Source organism: Streptomyces sp. NPDC024017 (assembly GCF_040638895.1).
Taxonomy (GTDB): Bacteria; Actinomycetota; Actinomycetes; order Streptomycetales; family Streptomycetaceae; genus Streptomyces.
This window is the reverse complement of the sequence record NZ_JBEZYZ010000010.1, coordinates 38315-52959: the sequence shown is the minus strand read 5'-3', so window position 1 is coordinate 52959 and position 14645 is coordinate 38315. Positions and strand designations below refer to the sequence as shown.

At 74.0% G+C, this 14645-nt stretch carries 14 protein-coding genes; 6 read left to right on the top strand and 8 right to left on the bottom strand.

What is annotated here, in order from left to right; all coding sequences use genetic code 11:
• Positions 1 to 157: 157 nt before the first annotated feature.
• From AB0G20_RS26300 to AB0G20_RS26290, 3 genes are read right to left on the bottom strand one after another with little or no spacing between them, the layout of a single operon-like run.
• Positions 158 to 1504, bottom strand: a complete 1347-nt coding sequence (locus tag AB0G20_RS26300) for an MFS transporter (protein ID WP_361306618.1) — start codon at positions 1502 to 1504, stop codon at positions 158 to 160.
• Positions 1505 to 1553: 49 nt separating this feature from the next.
• Positions 1554 to 2321 (bottom strand): glycerophosphodiester phosphodiesterase, encoded by a 768-nt coding sequence (locus tag AB0G20_RS26295; RefSeq protein ID WP_361306616.1) that lies wholly within the window; start codon positions 2319 to 2321, stop codon positions 1554 to 1556.
• A complete protein-coding gene (locus AB0G20_RS26290) occupies positions 2318 to 2971 on the bottom strand; it encodes a hypothetical protein (protein WP_361306868.1) in 654 nt (217 codons plus the stop codon). The genes AB0G20_RS26295 and AB0G20_RS26290 overlap by 4 nt, the downstream gene beginning before the upstream one ends.
• Before the next feature lie 100 nt (positions 2972 to 3071).
• On the opposite strand from AB0G20_RS26290, the gene AB0G20_RS26285 reads away from it, so the two are divergent.
• The gene (locus tag AB0G20_RS26285; RefSeq protein WP_361306614.1) at positions 3072 to 4571 is read left to right on the top strand and encodes a PLP-dependent aminotransferase family protein; all 1500 of its coding nucleotides are present in this window, start codon (positions 3072 to 3074) and stop codon (positions 4569 to 4571) included.
• 56 nt (positions 4572 to 4627) lie between these two features.
• Here AB0G20_RS26285 and AB0G20_RS26280 read toward each other — a convergent pair whose 3' ends face one another.
• Together AB0G20_RS26280 and AB0G20_RS26275 are read right to left on the bottom strand one after the other, a co-directional pair.
• Positions 4628 to 6325 carry a hypothetical protein gene (locus AB0G20_RS26280; RefSeq protein WP_361306612.1) on the bottom strand — a complete coding sequence of 566 codons (1698 nt, stop codon included), beginning with the start codon at positions 6323 to 6325 and terminating at the stop codon, positions 4628 to 4630.
• Between the two features lie 52 nt (positions 6326 to 6377).
• Positions 6378 to 6572 (bottom strand): hypothetical protein, encoded by a 195-nt coding sequence (locus AB0G20_RS26275; RefSeq protein WP_030843336.1) that lies wholly within the window; start codon positions 6570 to 6572, stop codon positions 6378 to 6380.
• A 297-nt stretch (positions 6573 to 6869) separates the two neighbouring features.
• Between AB0G20_RS26275 and AB0G20_RS26270 the strand changes: the two genes are divergently transcribed.
• The 5 genes from AB0G20_RS26270 to AB0G20_RS26250 all read left to right on the top strand — a co-directional run bounded on the left by AB0G20_RS26270 (position 6870) and on the right by AB0G20_RS26250 (position 12379).
• Positions 6870 to 7262 carry an ankyrin repeat domain-containing protein gene (locus AB0G20_RS26270; RefSeq protein ID WP_361306610.1) on the top strand — a complete coding sequence of 131 codons (393 nt, stop codon included), beginning with the start codon at positions 6870 to 6872 and terminating at the stop codon, positions 7260 to 7262.
• A 300-nt stretch (positions 7263 to 7562) separates the two neighbouring features.
• Positions 7563 to 8981: a HEAT repeat domain-containing protein gene (locus AB0G20_RS26265; RefSeq protein ID WP_361306608.1), complete on the top strand. Its 1419-nt coding sequence runs from the start codon at positions 7563 to 7565 to the stop codon at positions 8979 to 8981.
• Between the two features lie 187 nt (positions 8982 to 9168).
• The gene (locus AB0G20_RS26260; protein WP_361306606.1) at positions 9169 to 10296 is read left to right on the top strand and encodes a glycosyltransferase family 1 protein; all 1128 of its coding nucleotides are present in this window, start codon (positions 9169 to 9171) and stop codon (positions 10294 to 10296) included.
• Positions 10293 to 11477 (top strand): glycosyltransferase, encoded by a 1185-nt coding sequence (locus AB0G20_RS26255; protein ID WP_361306604.1) that lies wholly within the window; start codon positions 10293 to 10295, stop codon positions 11475 to 11477. Before AB0G20_RS26260 ends, AB0G20_RS26255 begins: the two co-directional genes overlap by 4 nt.
• Positions 11474 to 12379 carry an SGNH/GDSL hydrolase family protein gene (locus tag AB0G20_RS26250; RefSeq protein WP_361306602.1) on the top strand — a complete coding sequence of 302 codons (906 nt, stop codon included), beginning with the start codon at positions 11474 to 11476 and terminating at the stop codon, positions 12377 to 12379. The genes AB0G20_RS26255 and AB0G20_RS26250 overlap by 4 nt, the downstream gene beginning before the upstream one ends.
• A 19-nt stretch (positions 12380 to 12398) precedes the next feature.
• Here the strand turns inward: AB0G20_RS26250 and AB0G20_RS26245 are convergent, their stop codons facing one another.
• From AB0G20_RS26245 to AB0G20_RS26235, 3 genes are read right to left on the bottom strand one after another with little or no spacing between them, the layout of a single operon-like run.
• Positions 12399 to 13268 (bottom strand): biotin-dependent carboxyltransferase family protein, encoded by an 870-nt coding sequence (locus AB0G20_RS26245; RefSeq protein ID WP_361306600.1) that lies wholly within the window; start codon positions 13266 to 13268, stop codon positions 12399 to 12401.
• On the bottom strand, positions 13265 to 13882 hold the full coding sequence (locus tag AB0G20_RS26240) for an allophanate hydrolase subunit 1 (protein WP_361306598.1): 618 nt from the start codon (positions 13880 to 13882) through the stop codon (positions 13265 to 13267). Before AB0G20_RS26240 ends, AB0G20_RS26245 begins: the two co-directional genes overlap by 4 nt.
• On the bottom strand, positions 13879 to 14637 hold the full coding sequence (locus AB0G20_RS26235; RefSeq protein ID WP_361306596.1) for a 5-oxoprolinase subunit PxpA: 759 nt from the start codon (positions 14635 to 14637) through the stop codon (positions 13879 to 13881). The genes AB0G20_RS26240 and AB0G20_RS26235 overlap by 4 nt, the downstream gene beginning before the upstream one ends.
• Positions 14638 to 14645: the final 8 nt, after the last annotated feature.

Below are 14645 nucleotides of genomic sequence, written 5' to 3'. Positions count from 1 at the left end.
CATGCGTCGCCGTCGTAGCCGCCCTTGTTGTACCCACCAGCGCCCGGTTTGTCACATCTGATAGCAGATATAACCCAGCGTTTCGGCATCTTTGACGCGCAGTAACGGTACGCCTGGCAGGCCAAACGCGTACACTACAGCCCTTTCGCTCTGAGTGCTAAATCCTGTCAGGAACCGGATTCCCCGCTTCGCCGATCGCACGCCGCACCGGGACCCGTGCGAGCAGGGCGAACCCGAGAACGAAGAAGACCACCAGCGAGATGATCGCGTCCCGGTAGCTCCCGGTCAGCTGGTAGGTGACCCCGAACAGCAGCGGCCCGAGCCAGCTCATGCCGCGGTCGCTGATCTCGTACGCCGAGAAGTATTCGGCCTCCTTGCCCGGCGGGACCAGATGGGAGAACAGGGACCGGGACAGCGCCTGGCTGCCGCCGAGGACCAGGCCGATCCCGGCGGCCAGGACGAAGAACCACACCGGCGCCCCGGCCGGCAGGAAGTACCCGGCCGCCAGCGTCACCGTCCACGCGACCAGCGAGCCGAGGATCGTGCGCTTGGCCCCGTACACCCGGGCCAGCCGGCCCATGGTCAGCGCGCCGGCCACCGCCAGCACCTGCACCAGCAGCACGGCGCCGATGAGGGTGGACTGCTCGAGACCGAGTTCCTCGGAGCCGTAGACCGAGGCCTGGGAGATCACCGTCTGGATGCCGTCGTTGTAGACGAGGTACGCGAGGAGGAAGGCGAGCGTCAGCGGGTGGCGGCGCATGTCGCGGACGGTCGCCGCGAGCTGCCGGAAGCCCGGGAGGGCCGTCTCCCGTCCGGCGGTCCTGCGATCGCGCAGCCGCCGCAGCGGGATGAGGGCGAACGCGCCCCACCACAGGCCGGCCGACGCCAGGCAGATGCGGACCGCCGTGCTCTCGGAGAGACCGAAGCTGTCGTGCCCGGTGTAGAGCACCAGGTTCGCGACGAGGACCAGCGAGCCCGCCGCGTAGCCGAAGGCCCAGCCCCGGGAGGAGACCGCGTCCCGCTGCTCGGGCGGAGCGATCTGCGGCAGGTAGGAGTTGTAGAGCATCATCGCCACGGACTGCGCGGCGTTCGCGACAACCAGGAGGGCCCCGCCCAGCAGGTAGCGGTCACCGTCCAGGAAGAACATGGCCGTCGTGGCCGTGGCCCCGGTGTAGGCGGCCGCCGCGAGGAGGGGCTTCTTGCGGCCGGTGCGGTCGGCGGCGGCGCCCACCAGGGGCATCACCAGCACGGCCACGATCACCGACAGGGACACCGAGTACGCGAAGAAGGCCCCGGCGCGCACCGGGATGCCGAGGGGGTGGACGTACCCGTCGGCATCGGCCGCCGACTTGGCGACCGAGGTCAGATAGGGGCCCAGGAACACCGTGAGCACGCTCGTCGAGTAGACGGAGCAGGCCCAGTCGTAGAAGTACCAGCCGCGCTGTTCGCGTCTGAGCCCCGCCGCCCCGTCGGCCGGCGGAATCCGCACGGTGTCGTTGCCCACCCGTGCCCTCGCTTCCCCGTGAACGCGCAGAGGGGACGGGCCCGGGGTCTCAGACCCAGACGCCGCGGTCCTCCATGACCTTGCGCAACGTGTCGATGTGATCGGTCATGATGCCATCCACGCCCAGGTCGAGGAGCCGGTGCATGCTCTCGGCGTCATTGACCGTCCACACGTGCACCTGGAGCCCGCGCGCGTGGGCGGCGTGCACGAAGCGCGGGTCCACGACCTGGATGCCGGACTGGATCTCGGGGACCTGAGCGGCCACCGCCGAGCGGCGCACCGCGGCCGGCAGCCCCCAGGAGCGCAGCCGCAGGTTGAGCACGCCCCGCGTGCCGTACGACGTGGCCAGGCGGGGGCCGGCCAGCCGCTGGGCGCGCACCACACGCGCCTCGGAGAACGAGCCGAGGCAGATCCGGTCCCAGGAGTCCGTCCGCCCGACCAGGTCGAGGAAGGGCAGCAGGGCCGCCTCCGCCTTGACGTCCACGTTCCACCGCACGTCGGGGAAGGTCTCCAGAAGTTCCTCGAAGAGGGGCAGCGGTTCCCGGCCCGCCACGCGCGCGTGCCGTACCTCCTGCCACGGCAGGTCGGCGATCCGGCCCGCGCCGTCCGTCACCCGGTCCAGGGTCGCGTCGTGAAAGGCGACGAGTTTGCCGTCCCGGGTGGTGTGGACGTCGGTCTCGATGTACCGGTAGCCGGCCTCGACGGCACACCGGAACTGCCGCACGGTGTTCTCCAGGCCATCGGCGGCCCCGCCCCGGTGGGCGAAGGCGATCGGGCCGGGATGGTCGAGGTAGGGATGGCGTATCCGCGGGGTCACGGACGCAGTATCGCCCCTCGGGGTTGACTCGTGGCAACGGTCGTGCTGCCACCGGATGCCGGCGGCACGGCGAACACGCGCAGGAACACCTGGGCGAGGGGACCGATCGCCAGGGCGTACAGCAGGGTGCCGATCCCGACGGTGCCGCCCAGGGCGAAGCCGGTCGCCACGACCGCGAGCTCGATGCCCGTGCGCACCAGGCGGATCGAGACGCCCGTGAGCTGGTGCAGTCCCGTCATGAGGCCGTCGCGCGGGCCCGGCCCGAAGCGGGCCGCGATGTACAGGCCGGTCGCCGCGCCGTTCAGGACGATCCCCGCCACCATCAGCGTGATGCGCGGCGCCGGGCCGTGCGCGTCGGGAACCAGGGCCAGCGTCGCGTCCATCGCCATGCCGATGACCAGCACGTTGGAGATCGTGCCCAGGCCCGGCCGCTGACGCAGCGGGATCCACGCGAGCAGCACCGCGGCGCCCACCAGGGTCAGCACGACACCGATCGACAGACCGGTCCGCTCGGCGAGACCCTGGTGCAGCACGTTCCACGGCTCCAGCCCCAGCCCCGACCGGACGAGCAGCGCCGAACTCGCCCCGTACAGCGCGAGACCCGCGTAGAGCTGGACGAGCCGCCGGGTGAGACGCCCCCGCGTGGACATGATGTGCCCCCCTGTGGTGGTAGTGGACTGCTTCATGACACCCTGTGGCTTGGATGGAGAGGCCATCCATGGCCAATCCGGGGAAGGTGGACTGATTTCGATGGCGGAGTGGACCTCGGCCGTGGGCGCGGCGCAACTCGCCCGGCTCCTCAACTCCCAGCAGGACCGTCCGGCGGGGCCCGGCACGCGCCGGCCGCCGGCCTACCGCGCGCTCGCCGACGGCATCCGCCTGCTGGTGCTCGAAGGGCGGGTCCCGGTGGCCGCCCGGCTGCCCGCCGAACGCGAACTCGCCCTCTCCCTGTCCGTCAGCCGTACGACGGTCGCCGCCGCATACGAGGCGCTGCGCAGCGAGGGGTTCCTGGAGTCCCGGCGCGGTGCCGGCAGCTGGACCGCCGTCCCGGCCGGGAACCCACTGCCCGCGCGCGGGCTGGAACCCCTGCCGCCGGAGGCACTCGGCTCGATGATCGACCTCGGCTGCGCCGCGCTCCCCGCTCCCGAGCCCTGGCTCACCCGGGCCGTCCAGGGCGCCCTGGAGGAACTGCCGCCCTACGCGCACACGCACGGCGACTATCCCGCCGGGCTGCCCGCGCTGCGGGCGATGATCGCCGAGCGCTACACCGCGCGCGGGATCCCGACCATGCCCGAGCAGATCATGGTGACGACCGGGGCGATGGGCGCGATCGACGCCATCTGCCATCTGTTCGCCGGGCGGGGCGAGCGCATCGCCGTCGAGTCGCCCTCGTACGCCAACATCCTTCAGCTGATGCGGGAGGCCGGGGCCCGGCTGGTGCCCGTCGCCATGGCCGAGGGGCTCACCGGGTGGGACATGGACCGCTGGCGGCAGGTCCTGCGGGACGCGGCGCCGCGGATCGCGTACGTCGTCGCCGACTTCCACAACCCGACCGGGGCGCTCGCCGACGAGGACCAGCGGCGGCGGCTGGTGGACGCGGCGCGGTCCGCGGGGACCGTCCTGATCGCCGACGAGACGATGAGCGAGCTCTGGCTCGATCCGGAGGTGCGCATGCCGCGGCAGGTGTGCGCGTTCGACCCGGCCGGGTCCACGGTGATCACGGTGGGGTCGGCGAGCAAGGCGTTCTGGGCCGGGATGCGGATCGGGTGGGTGCGGGCCGCGCCGGACGTGATCCGCAGTCTGGTCGCTGCCCGCGCGTATGCCGATCTCGGTACGCCGGTGCTGGAGCAACTGGCCGTCAACTGGCTGTTCGGCACCGGGGGCTGGGAGCAGGCCGTGGAGGTGCGGCGGGGGCAGGCGCGGGCGAACCGGGACGAGCTGGTGACCGCGGTGCGGCGGGAGCTGCCCGGCTGGGAGTTCGAGGTGCCGCAGGGCGGGCTGACGCTCTGGGTGCGCACCGGGGGCCTGTCCGGGTCGCGGCTGGCCGAGGTAGGGGAGCGCGTCGGAGTGCGGGTGCCATCCGGGCCGCGGTTCGGGGTGGACGGGGCGTTCGAGGGGTATGTGCGCTTGCCGTTCACCGTGGGCGGGGCGGTGGCCGAGGAGGCGGCTGTGCGGTTGGCCGCGGCGGCGGGGCTCGTGGAGAGCGGTGCGGTGGGGAGTGCGGAGGCGCCGCGTACGTTTGTGGCCTAGGCCCGGCTGGGGTGTGGCTGCGGGGGCCGTGCGCCCCAGCAGCCACAGCCCCGCGGTTACGTCTCCTTGGTCAGGACCGGCACCGGGTTCGGCACGGGCTCCTTGGTCAGGACGGGCGCTGCTTCCGGCTGTTCCGGCGTTTCCGGTACCGGCTCCGCTTGCTGCTCCCGTTCCTCCTCCACCGGTAGCGCCTCCGGCTCGCCTTCCGGCTGGTCCTGCTCCGGGATCGTCTCCCCGTCCGCCGGGGTCGTGCGCGGCGGAAGAAGGTCCAGGACCGCCTCGCAGAGGGCGTCGGGCGTCGCGTCGTCGTAGGGGTTCGGCGTGGCCGGGACCTGGAGGCGGTGGACCGGGCCCGAGCCCAGGCGGGCGTAGCCCCGGCCCGGTGGGAGCTCGTCGATCGGAGTGGTGTGCGGGGGTGCGCCCAGGACCGACTCGAGCTGGTCCGCCGTCGCCGGGCCCAGCACCACGCGGGCGCGGGTGTGCCGGCGCACCGGATCGCTGAGGGCGTCCATGCTGTCCAGCTGGTCGGCCACGACCACCGTCACGTTCGCCGGGCGGCCGTGCCGGAGCGGGACCTGGAGGAGGGACTGCGGGTCCTTGCGGCCGTCCGCCGCGGCCAGGTGGGTGAACGCGGTCGGGCGGTCGAGGAGGATCCACAGCGGGCGCTTGGTGTCGTCGGGCGGCGGATGGCCCGCCTGGTGGGCCCGGTTGGCGGCGATGAGGCGGCGCTCCGTCTCGGTCGCGGCCCACTCCAGGCTGGCCGTGACCCCGGCGAGCCCGGCCTCCACGGCCAGGACGCCGTCCCGGCCGGTCAGGCAGGCGTACTCGCCGGTGCCACCGCCGTCGACGATCACCACGTCGCCGTGGAGCAGGGCCTGCAGGGCGATGGACCGCAGCAGGGTGGAGGTGCCGCTGCCCGGCTGGCCGAGAGCCAGCAGGTGCGGCTCGGTGGAGCGCAGGCCCGTGCGCCAGACGACCGGCGGTACGTCCCGCTGCCGCTCCCCGCAGGTGAGGGGGAGGGTGCGCTGGACCCGGGTGGGGTCGGTGAAGCCGAGCACCGTCTCGCCGGGGGTGGTGACGAAACGCTGGGCGGCGATGTCGACGGGCAGCGGCAGGAGTACGCCGAGCGTCAACTGGTTGCCCTCCTCGTCCCACGTGAAGTGGTATTCGCGGCCCCGGCCCGACTTGGCCGCGAGGAGGTGCTCGATCCGGGCGCGGGCCTCGGCCTCGCCGTCGGTGAAGTACGCCGGGTAGCGGACCACCAGCTGCGAGATGCGGCCGCCGCCGTCGAACGCGTAGGTGGGGAAGGCCTTGTCCCACGCGCCGCCGTGGGAGTACAGCGGCTCGGGGTCCTCGGCTGCGGAGAAGTACGGCACGAGCGCCTCGTACAGCGACTTCAGCCGCTCGCTCTGCGACTCGTCGGGCCCGTCGGATGCCGCCGGGGAGCGGTCCCGGCCCTGCCAGGCCGCCGCCGCCATCAGGGTGATGGCGGCGAGCAGCGGTCCGTACGGCATCAGGGCCACGACCAGGATCACGGAGGCCACCAGGAACAGCAGCGCCCCCCGTCGCTCCTTGGGGGTCTCGGCCCATCTGCGCCGCCCGGCCGCTGCCAGCCGGCGCAGACCCCGCGTGATCGTGATCAGCGGGTGGAGGACGTCGGTGGCGCTGTCGGCGGCCGTCCGGGCCAGCTCCCGGCTCCGGGCGAGCTGCGCGCTGCCGTTGCTCAGAATGCGGGGGAGGGGGCGCCGGGCCACTACTGCCTCCAGTGAGTGCGTACGGGCGGGATGCGTACGGGGGACGGGGGCGTCAGAACTTGATTCCGCCGAGGAGGCTCGCCAGGCTCTCCCCGCCCGCCTTGATGCTCGGGGCGATGGCCGTACTGGCCAGATAGAAGCCGAACAGCATGGCGACCACGGCATGCGACGCCTTCAGTCCGTCCTTGCGGAAGAAGATGAAGACGACGATGCCGAGCAGGACCACGCCTGAGATGGAGAGGATCATTTGAGTTCTCCTGGTTCGCGGGGACAGTCACCATGAGTACTTCCAGGCTCACAGGATGTATCCATACGATAAAAGGTGCAACTGGGTGAAATTCGGACGATTTCCCCCGAGTGGCGGAGTGGCCCCGGGCCCGGTGGAGCCGGGCTGTTGCGCTTGTCCGGGTCTGTGCTGATCTTTACCTCGGGCACATCGGGTCATGTGCCGCGCGAGCCAGTACCCTGGCGATTCACTCGTACGGCTGCGCCCTTCGCAGGCGTACGCACCGAATCGACGCGTAGTGGAGAGGCGGTCCGTCCGATGACCGAAGTCCCCGACCCCGAGGTCGTGGAGCTGGCGACCAAGATCTTCGATCTGGCCCGGCGGGGACAGACGGAGGCGCTCGTGGCCTATGTCGACGCGGGTGTTCCGGCCAACCTCACCAACGACCGCGGCGACTCGCTCGTGATGCTCGCCGCCTATCACGGCCACTCCGAGGCGGTGCGTGCGCTGCTCGACCGCGGTGCCGAGGCCGACCGGGTCAACGACCGAGGCCAGACTCCGCTCGCCGGAGCGGTCTTCAAGGGGGAGACGGACGTCATCAAGGCCCTCCTGGAGGGCGGCGCCGACCCGTCCGCCGGCACGCCCTCGGCGGTCGACACCGCAAGGATGTTCGGCCGGACGGAATTGCTCGAACTGTTCGGCGAGCACTGAACCGACAGGTCTGACCAGCAAAGACACTAAAAACGGGGGAGGCGGTACAGGGCCGCCGAAATTTCGGTCGCGGCAGACGAGAGTGCCGAGTCATCATGACGACGTGGTTCACGGACGTGATGGCTGGGCAAGTGTTGCCGCACCGCGCGGACCGTGACGCGGTCCGCAAGGGCCACCGACGAGAGGCAGAGGAAGATGGTCTACAGCAAGCAGGAAACGGCGGGCACTCCGACGTGTTGTCGCGCGGCCAGGTAGTACACGTCCCCGGTTGCGTCGACGCTTGATGTGAGGCTGTTTCCCATGTTCGATCCGGTCATAGCGCCCAGCGGTACGCTGCTCGGCCTGCTCCAGCGGGGCCGCGGCGACGGCACGTTGCACGCGCTCACCGCCCCGCGCCCCGAGGCGCTGGCGGCGTTGAACCACTGTGTGCTGCGCGATCCCCGCCACGACTGGCAGGTGGAGAACCGCTCCCTCTACTACGCCCGCCTCTACCTCGACCTCAACGGCGAGCTGGACGAGATCGAGGCCCATCTCTTCTGCGCCGAGGACGTCCTCGACAGCGACGAGTCACGCACCGGGCTCGCCCTCGCCGTCCTCGGGCACCTCGCCTCCTACGGCAGGCGGGACGCGCTCGAACTGCTGCGCAGGTACGCCGCCCACGGCTCCAACTGGGCCTGGGCCCTCGACGAACTGGCCCTCAGGGACGACGACGCGGGCCTGCGCGCCCTCGCCGCGCCCGTCCTCGCCCGGTTCCCCACCGATCCGGAGGGCGAAGCCGAACTGGCCGCCACCGTCCGGGACGCCTTCGAGCCCCGGCCGTGGCGCCTGTGGGCCGAGGATCCGCGCGAATCCGTCGCCACACGCGTGCGTGCCGCCCACGAGACGGGCTGTTTCGACCGCTGGCAGCGGCAGATGCGGCCCTCCGGCCCCCGCCCGGGGTGGAGCGTGCAGGCCGTCTTCGAATGGGCCCAGCAGGGCATCGAGCGGGGTGCCGCCCTCCATGTGCCGGCCGCCCGCTGCCTCACCGCCGTGGCGGGACCCGAGGACCGGGCCGAGATCGTCCGGGCGGCGAAGGACGGCACCGACGGGGCCCGGTGCACGGCCCTCAGGTACCTCGCCGACGGCAACGATCCCGAAACCCTCGAGCTGATCGAGGGCGCCGTGGCCACCGGCTCGACGCTCGTCGTGGACGCGGCCGTCGACGCCTTCGAACGGATGCGCTCGCTCGCCGCCGTGGACCGGGCGCGCGGCTGGGCCCGGCGGCCGGACGCGCTGGGCGCGGCCGCCGGACGCGTCCTCGCCTGCCGGGGCGGGGCGCACGACCGCGACCTGGTCCTCGCGGCGCTACGGGAGGCCGTACGGGGCGAAGGCCCCGACGCGCAGACCCTGTGGACCCTCGTGGACGGCACCGGACGGCTCGGCATCGCCTGCGCCGCACCCGTACTCCGCCACGTCTACCGTGAGACCGCCTCCTCCCATCTGCGCGGCCGGGCCGCCCGGGCCCTCGCCGCCACCGATCCCTCCTTCGCCACCGGCTTCGCCGTCGAGTGCCTGTGGGACTGCGAGGAGACCACCCGGGAGATCGCCGCCCGGCACGCCGAGACCGGAGACGCCCGCGTCGTCGAGCGACTGCGCCGGCTCGCCGCCGACCCGGCCGAGGAGGCCGAGGTGCAGACGGCCGTACGCAGCCGGATCGGTCCCGAGGAGACCGCCGTGTGACCCCCCTCTCCGAAGGGATGCCGGGGCGGATTCGCGCCTCCCGGGTGAACATGGGGTGACTCGCGGGTCAGGAGGGCATGGACACCGCCTGACCTGCGCGGGTGCGCCTCAGAACGCTCATAGGACGTTCCTCGCCCGGAAAGATCCACGTTGACGCGGCCACGTCCGGCACGGCGACAACACGGGTATGCGTGTCGTCATCGTGACCGAATCCTTTCCCCCCGACGTGAACGGCGTGGCCCACTGCGCGCTCCAGACCGCCCGGCACCTCGTCGATCGCGGTCACGCCCCCGTCGTCGTCGCCCCGGCCCCCGCGCCCGGGAACAAGCCCGACGCCCATGCGCCGTGCCCCGTCGTCCACATCCCCTCCCTCCCGCTCCCCGGCTACCCCCAGGTCCGCGTCGCCCTCCCCAGCCGCCGCCTGGCCGCCACCCTCATCGCGCAGCGTGCCGATGTGGTCCACCTCGCCAGCCCCTTCGTCCTCGGCGTGCGCGGCATGGCCGCCGCCGCCCGCCTCGGCATCCCCGCCGTCGCCGTCTACCAGACCGACCTGGCGGGATACGCCCGTACGTACATGGGCGCCGGAGAGGCCGCCGCCTGGCGGCGCATCCGCTCCGTACACGGCGCCGCCGACCTCACCCTCGCCCCGTCCAGCGCGGCCCTGCACGACCTGGAGACCCACGGTGTGCCCCGGGTCGAGCTGTGGCCGCGCGGCGTGGACACCGAGCGCTTCCGGCCCGACCGGCGCGACGAGGCCCTGCGCCGCGAACTCGCCCCGAACGGCGAGCTGATCGTCGGCTACGTCGGCCGGCTCGCCCCCGAGAAGCAGGTCGAACTCCTCGCCGGTGCCTGCGGCCTGGAGGGCGTCCGGGTCGTGATCGTCGGCGACGGGCCCAGCCGGCCCGGCCTGGAGCAGGCGCTGCCCGGCGCCGTCTTCCTCGGCCGGCGCACCGGTGACGACCTCGCGCGGATCTTCGCCTCACTGGATGCCTTCGTGCACACGGGCCCCTTCGAGACCTTCTGCCAGACGGTCCAGGAGGCCATGGCCAGCGGCCTGCCGGTGGTGGCGCCCGCCGCGGGCGGACCGCTGGACCTGGTCGCCCACGGGCACACCGGGCTGCTCGTGCCGCCGCGCGACGCGACCGCCGTGCGGGAAGCGGTGCGGTCGTTGGCAGCCGATCCCGGGCTGCGGGCCGCCTTCGGCGCCGCGGGACGCGCCACGGTCGAGGGGCGCACCTGGGCGGCCGTCGGCGACCAGCTGATCGGGCACTACGCGAAGGTGCTCGCCGGGCGCCGGACGGCGGTGGCGGCATGAGGGGCCCGCGCGCGGGCAGCAGCCGCCATGCGCTGCGGATCGTCCGGCTCGCCAACTTCGTCGCGCCCTCGTCCGGCGGACTGCGCACCGCGCTGCGCGAGCTCGGAAAGGGCTTCACGGCGGCGGGACACGAACCCGTCCTGGTGGTCCCCGGCGAGCGCATGAGCGACCGCGAGACCGAGCAGGGGCGGGTGATCACCCTCCCCGGGCCGCTGCTGCCCGGCACCGGCGGCTACCGCGTCCTCGCCGACAAGCGGCGGGTGGCCGGGCTCCTGGAGGAGCTCGCGCCGGACCGGCTGGAGGTGTCCGACCGGACGACCCTGAGGTGGACCGGCAAGTGGGCACGGCGGGCCCGGGTCCCCGCCGTGATGGTCTCCCACGAGACGGCCGACGGGGTGCTGCGCACCTGGGGTGTGCCCGAGGGAGCCGCCCGGCGCGCCGCGGACGCCCTCAACGTCCGTACGGCCCACACCTACGCGCGCGTGGTGTGCACCACCGAGTTCGCCGAGCGGGAGTTCGTGCGGATCGGGGCCCGCAACGTCGTCCGGGCCCCGCTCGGCGTCGATCTGGTGCAGCGCCACCCCGCCCTGCGCGACCCGGAGGTACGGGCCGGGCACGCGCGCGGGGACGAGACGCTGCTCGTGATGTGCTCGCGGCTGTCCGTGGAGAAGCGGCCCGGCACGGCGCTGGACGCCCTGGAGGCGCTGCGGCGGCGCGGGCGCCGGGCCGTGCTGGTGGTGGCCGGGGACGGTCCGCTGCGCGCCCGGCTCGCACAGCGGGCGCGCGAGAGCGGCCTGCCGGTCACCTTCCTCGGGCATGTCTCCGACCGCGGGCTGCTCGGCGCGCTCCAGGCCTCCGCCGACGTGGCCCTGGCACCGGGGCCGGCCGAGACCTTCGGGCTCGCCGCGCTGGAGGCCATGGCCTGCGGCACGCCCGTGGTGGCGAGCGCGTCGTCCGCGCTGTCGGAGGTGATCGGCTCCGCCGGGGCCGTCGCGGCGGACCACGGGGAGGCCTTCGCGGACGCCGTGGACCTGCTGCTGGAACGCCAGGAGGCGGACCGGCGCGAGGCGGCACGCGCGCGTGCGGAGTGCTTCGGCTGGGACGCGGCGGTCGACGCGTTTCTCGCCGCGCACGACGCGGCTGTCCCCGTCCGGCCGTTCGTGCCCGGAGGCGTGGCATGAGGCCCCCGAAGTACGAGGGGCCGCCGAAGTTCGAGGGGCTCCCGAAGTTCGAGGGGTCACCGAGGTTCGTGGCCCTCGGTGACTCGCTCACCGAGGGCGTGGGGGATCCCGTCGGTGACGGGGTGTGGCGCGGCTGGGCCGCGCTGCTCGCGGACGGGCTCGCCGAGGAGCCGGCCGCCTTCACCAACCTCGCGGTGAGCGGGTCGCAGACCCGGGACGTGCTGGAGCGGCAGCTGCCCGCCGCGCTGGACCTGCGGCCCGACCTCGTGTCCGTCGTCGTCGGCGTCAACGACACCCTGCGCTGCACCTTCGACATCCGGGCCGTGGCCGCCCGGCTCGACCAGGTGTACGCGGCCTGCAGCGAGCAGGGCGCGGTCCTGCTCACCGCGTGTCTGCCCGACCCGGGCACGATGCTCGGCCTGCCGGGGGCCCTCGCCGGCCCGCTGGCCCGGCGGCAACGGGCCGTGAACGCGGTGGTGCACGCCCTGTCCGAGCGGTACGAGGCGCTGCACCTGCACGCGTGCGAGGGCAACTGGGTCACCGACCGTGCCCTGTGGAGCGCGGACCGGCTGCACCCCGGAGAGCGCGGGCACCGGCAACTCGCCCTGCGCTTCCACACGCTGCTCGCGCAGCACGGCCTCGCGACGGGGCCCGCGCCCTCGCCCGAGCCCGGCTTCCCCCTCCCGACGAAGTCGGCGAGCCTGCGGTGGCTGGCCACAGCCGGCACGGGGTGGGTGGCGCGCCGGTGCACCGACCTGCTGCCTCAGCTTCTGACCCTGGCCGCCGAGGAGCTCCGGCACCGCGCCCGGGGCACGAGCTCCCGGCTCGACCTGAGGGCCTCGGCCGCGGTGTCCGCCGCCCTCGCCGCCCTGTCGGTGGCGGAGCAGGCGGACGCCGCCTGACGGGCCTGTCGCGCAGGTCCTAACGGCGGCGGACGGCCACGAAGCGGACCGGCGTGCCGGGAACCGCCTGGGCGGCGGCCGGGAGGTCGGCGGCGCGGACCACGGCGATCACCGGGTAGCCCCCGGTGGTCGGGTGGTCGGCCAGGAACACCACCGGCCTGCCGTCCGGCGGAACCTGCACGGCGCCCAGCACCATGCCCTCGCTGGGGAGTTCGCCCGGCCGGGCCCGCTCCAGGGCCGGCCCCTCGGTGCGCAGTCCGATGCGGTTGCTCGCCGAGGACACCCGGTAGGCGCGGGAGACGAAGCCGCGTACGGCCTCCGGCGTGAACCAGCCGTCGCGCGGGCCGAGGGTCACCCGCAGCACCAGCTCGGCCGGTGGCGCCGGCTGCGGGGCGAGATCCACGTGCGCGTGCACGCCGGCCGGCCGGCCCAGGGGCAGCACCGTGCCGTCCGCGAGCGGGGGCGGGCCGAGCCCCGACAGCAGGTCCGTCGACCGGCTGCCGAGCACCGGCTCGACCGCGATGCCCCCGGCGAACCCCACATAGGCGCGTACGCCCGACACCGCGGGTCCCACGTCCAGCAGCGCCCCCGCGGGCACCCGCACCGGCGCGCCCCAGGCGACGGGCCGTCCGTCCACCGTGACCCGGCAGGGCGCACCCGCCACCGCCACCGTGACGGTCGAACGGGTCCGTACGGCACAGCCGTTGAGGGTCGTCTCCAGCACGGCCGCCTCGGGCGGATTCCCGACGAGCCGGTTGACGAGATCCGCGGCGGGCCGGTCCAGCGCCCCGGAGCGGGGGACGCCGAGATGAGCGTGGCCGGGGCGGCCGGAATCCTGCACGGTGGTGAGGGCCCCGGCCCGGACGACGGCGAGCGCACGGTCCGTCATGACCCCGCCTCGGGGACGAACCGCACCCGTGTGCCCGGCGACAGCAGAGCGGCCGGCACGCGCGCGTGGTCCCACAGCACGGCGTCCGTCGTGCCGATCAGCTGCCAGCCGCCCGGCGACGAGCGCGGGTACACGCCCGTGTACGGGCCCGCCAGGGCGACCGACCCCGCCGGGACGGCCGTACGCGGAGTGTCCCGGCGCGGGACGTCGTAGCGCGGCGGCAGCCCGGTGAGGTAGCCGAAGCCGGGGGCGAAGCCGCAGAAGGCGACCCGGAACTCGGTGCCGCCGTGGATGCGGGCCACCTCCTCCTCCGGCACGCCCCACCGGGCGGCGACGTCGGCCAGGTCCGGACCGTCGTAGCGCACCGGGATCTCCACGACCTCACGCGCGCGTGGGGGAGCGGACGGAAGGTGTGCGGCGGTCAGTTCGGCGGCCAGCCGGGCGGGGGCGTCGAGGCCGTCGAGGAGGACCGTGCGGGCCGCGGGCACGATCTCGCGGGCCGAGAGCGAGCCCTCCGCGCGACGCCGCAGCAACTCCGCGTGCAGGGCTTGGGCCTCGTCGTCCGAGGAGACCTGGACGAGCAGGGCGTCCTCGCCGACGGGCAGCACCCTCATGCGAAGGCCTCCACCCGGACCCCTGAGGCCTCCAGGCGCTCGCGCACCCGGCGCGCCAGCTCCACCGCGCCCGGGGTGTCGCCGTGCAGGCACAGGGAACGCGCGCGCACCTCGACGCGCTTGCCCGAGCGGGAGACGACCTCGCCGGATCGGGCCATCCCCAGGGAGCGCTCCACGACGGCGTCCGGGTCGGTGACCACGGCGCCCTCCAGCGTGCGCGGCACCAGGGTGCCCGCATCGGTGTACGCCCGGTCCGCGAACGCCTCCGTGACGACCGGCAGTCCGGCCTTCCCGGCCAGCTCCAGCAGGCGCGAGCCGGGCAGCCCGAGCACGGGCAGCGTGGCGTCCGCGAGGAGCACGCCGTCGACGACCGCGGCGGCCTGCTCCTCGTCGTGCACGACCCGGTTGTAGAGCGCGCCGTGCGGTTTGACGTAGGCCACGCGGGCGCCGGCCGCCCGCGCGAAGACCTCGAGGGCGCCGATCTGGTAGGCGACTTCGGCCGCCAGCTCGGCGGGCGGCACGTCCATCGCGCGCCGCCCGAACCCGGCCAGGTCCCGGTAGGACACCTGGGCGCCGATCCGGACCCCGCGCGCGGCCGCCAGCTCGCACACCCTGCGCATGGTGACCGCGTCCCCGGCGTGGAAGCCGCACGCCACGTTGGCGCTGGTGACGACGGACAGCAGCTGTTCGTCGTCGGTGAGCCGCCAGCGGCCGAAGCCCTCGCCGAGGTCGGCGTTCAGGTCGATCGAGGTCATGTGCCGTG

Excerpts from the sequence above, each read along its gene's own strand:
- AB0G20_RS26290 (WP_361306868.1), bottom strand. The coding sequence starts at position 2,971 with ATGTCCACGCGGGGGCGTCTCACCCGGCGGCTCGTCCAGCTCTACGCG.
- AB0G20_RS26285 (WP_361306614.1), top strand. The coding sequence starts at position 3,072 with ATGGCGGAGTGGACCTCGGCCGTGGGCGCGGCGCAACTCGCCCGGCTC.
- AB0G20_RS26275 (WP_030843336.1), bottom strand. The coding sequence starts at position 6,572 with ATGATCCTCTCCATCTCAGGCGTGGTCCTGCTCGGCATCGTCGTCTTC.
- AB0G20_RS26270 (WP_361306610.1), top strand. The coding sequence starts at position 6,870 with ATGACCGAAGTCCCCGACCCCGAGGTCGTGGAGCTGGCGACCAAGATC.
- AB0G20_RS26265 (WP_361306608.1), top strand. The coding sequence starts at position 7,563 with ATGTTCGATCCGGTCATAGCGCCCAGCGGTACGCTGCTCGGCCTGCTC.
- AB0G20_RS26260 (WP_361306606.1), top strand. The coding sequence starts at position 9,169 with ATGCGTGTCGTCATCGTGACCGAATCCTTTCCCCCCGACGTGAACGGC.
- AB0G20_RS26255 (WP_361306604.1), top strand. The coding sequence starts at position 10,293 with ATGAGGGGCCCGCGCGCGGGCAGCAGCCGCCATGCGCTGCGGATCGTC.
- AB0G20_RS26250 (WP_361306602.1), top strand. The coding sequence starts at position 11,474 with ATGAGGCCCCCGAAGTACGAGGGGCCGCCGAAGTTCGAGGGGCTCCCG.
- AB0G20_RS26245 (WP_361306600.1), bottom strand. The coding sequence starts at position 13,268 with ATGACGGACCGTGCGCTCGCCGTCGTCCGGGCCGGGGCCCTCACCACC.
- AB0G20_RS26240 (WP_361306598.1), bottom strand. The coding sequence starts at position 13,882 with ATGAGGGTGCTGCCCGTCGGCGAGGACGCCCTGCTCGTCCAGGTCTCC.
- AB0G20_RS26235 (WP_361306596.1), bottom strand. The coding sequence starts at position 14,637 with ATGACCTCGATCGACCTGAACGCCGACCTCGGCGAGGGCTTCGGCCGC.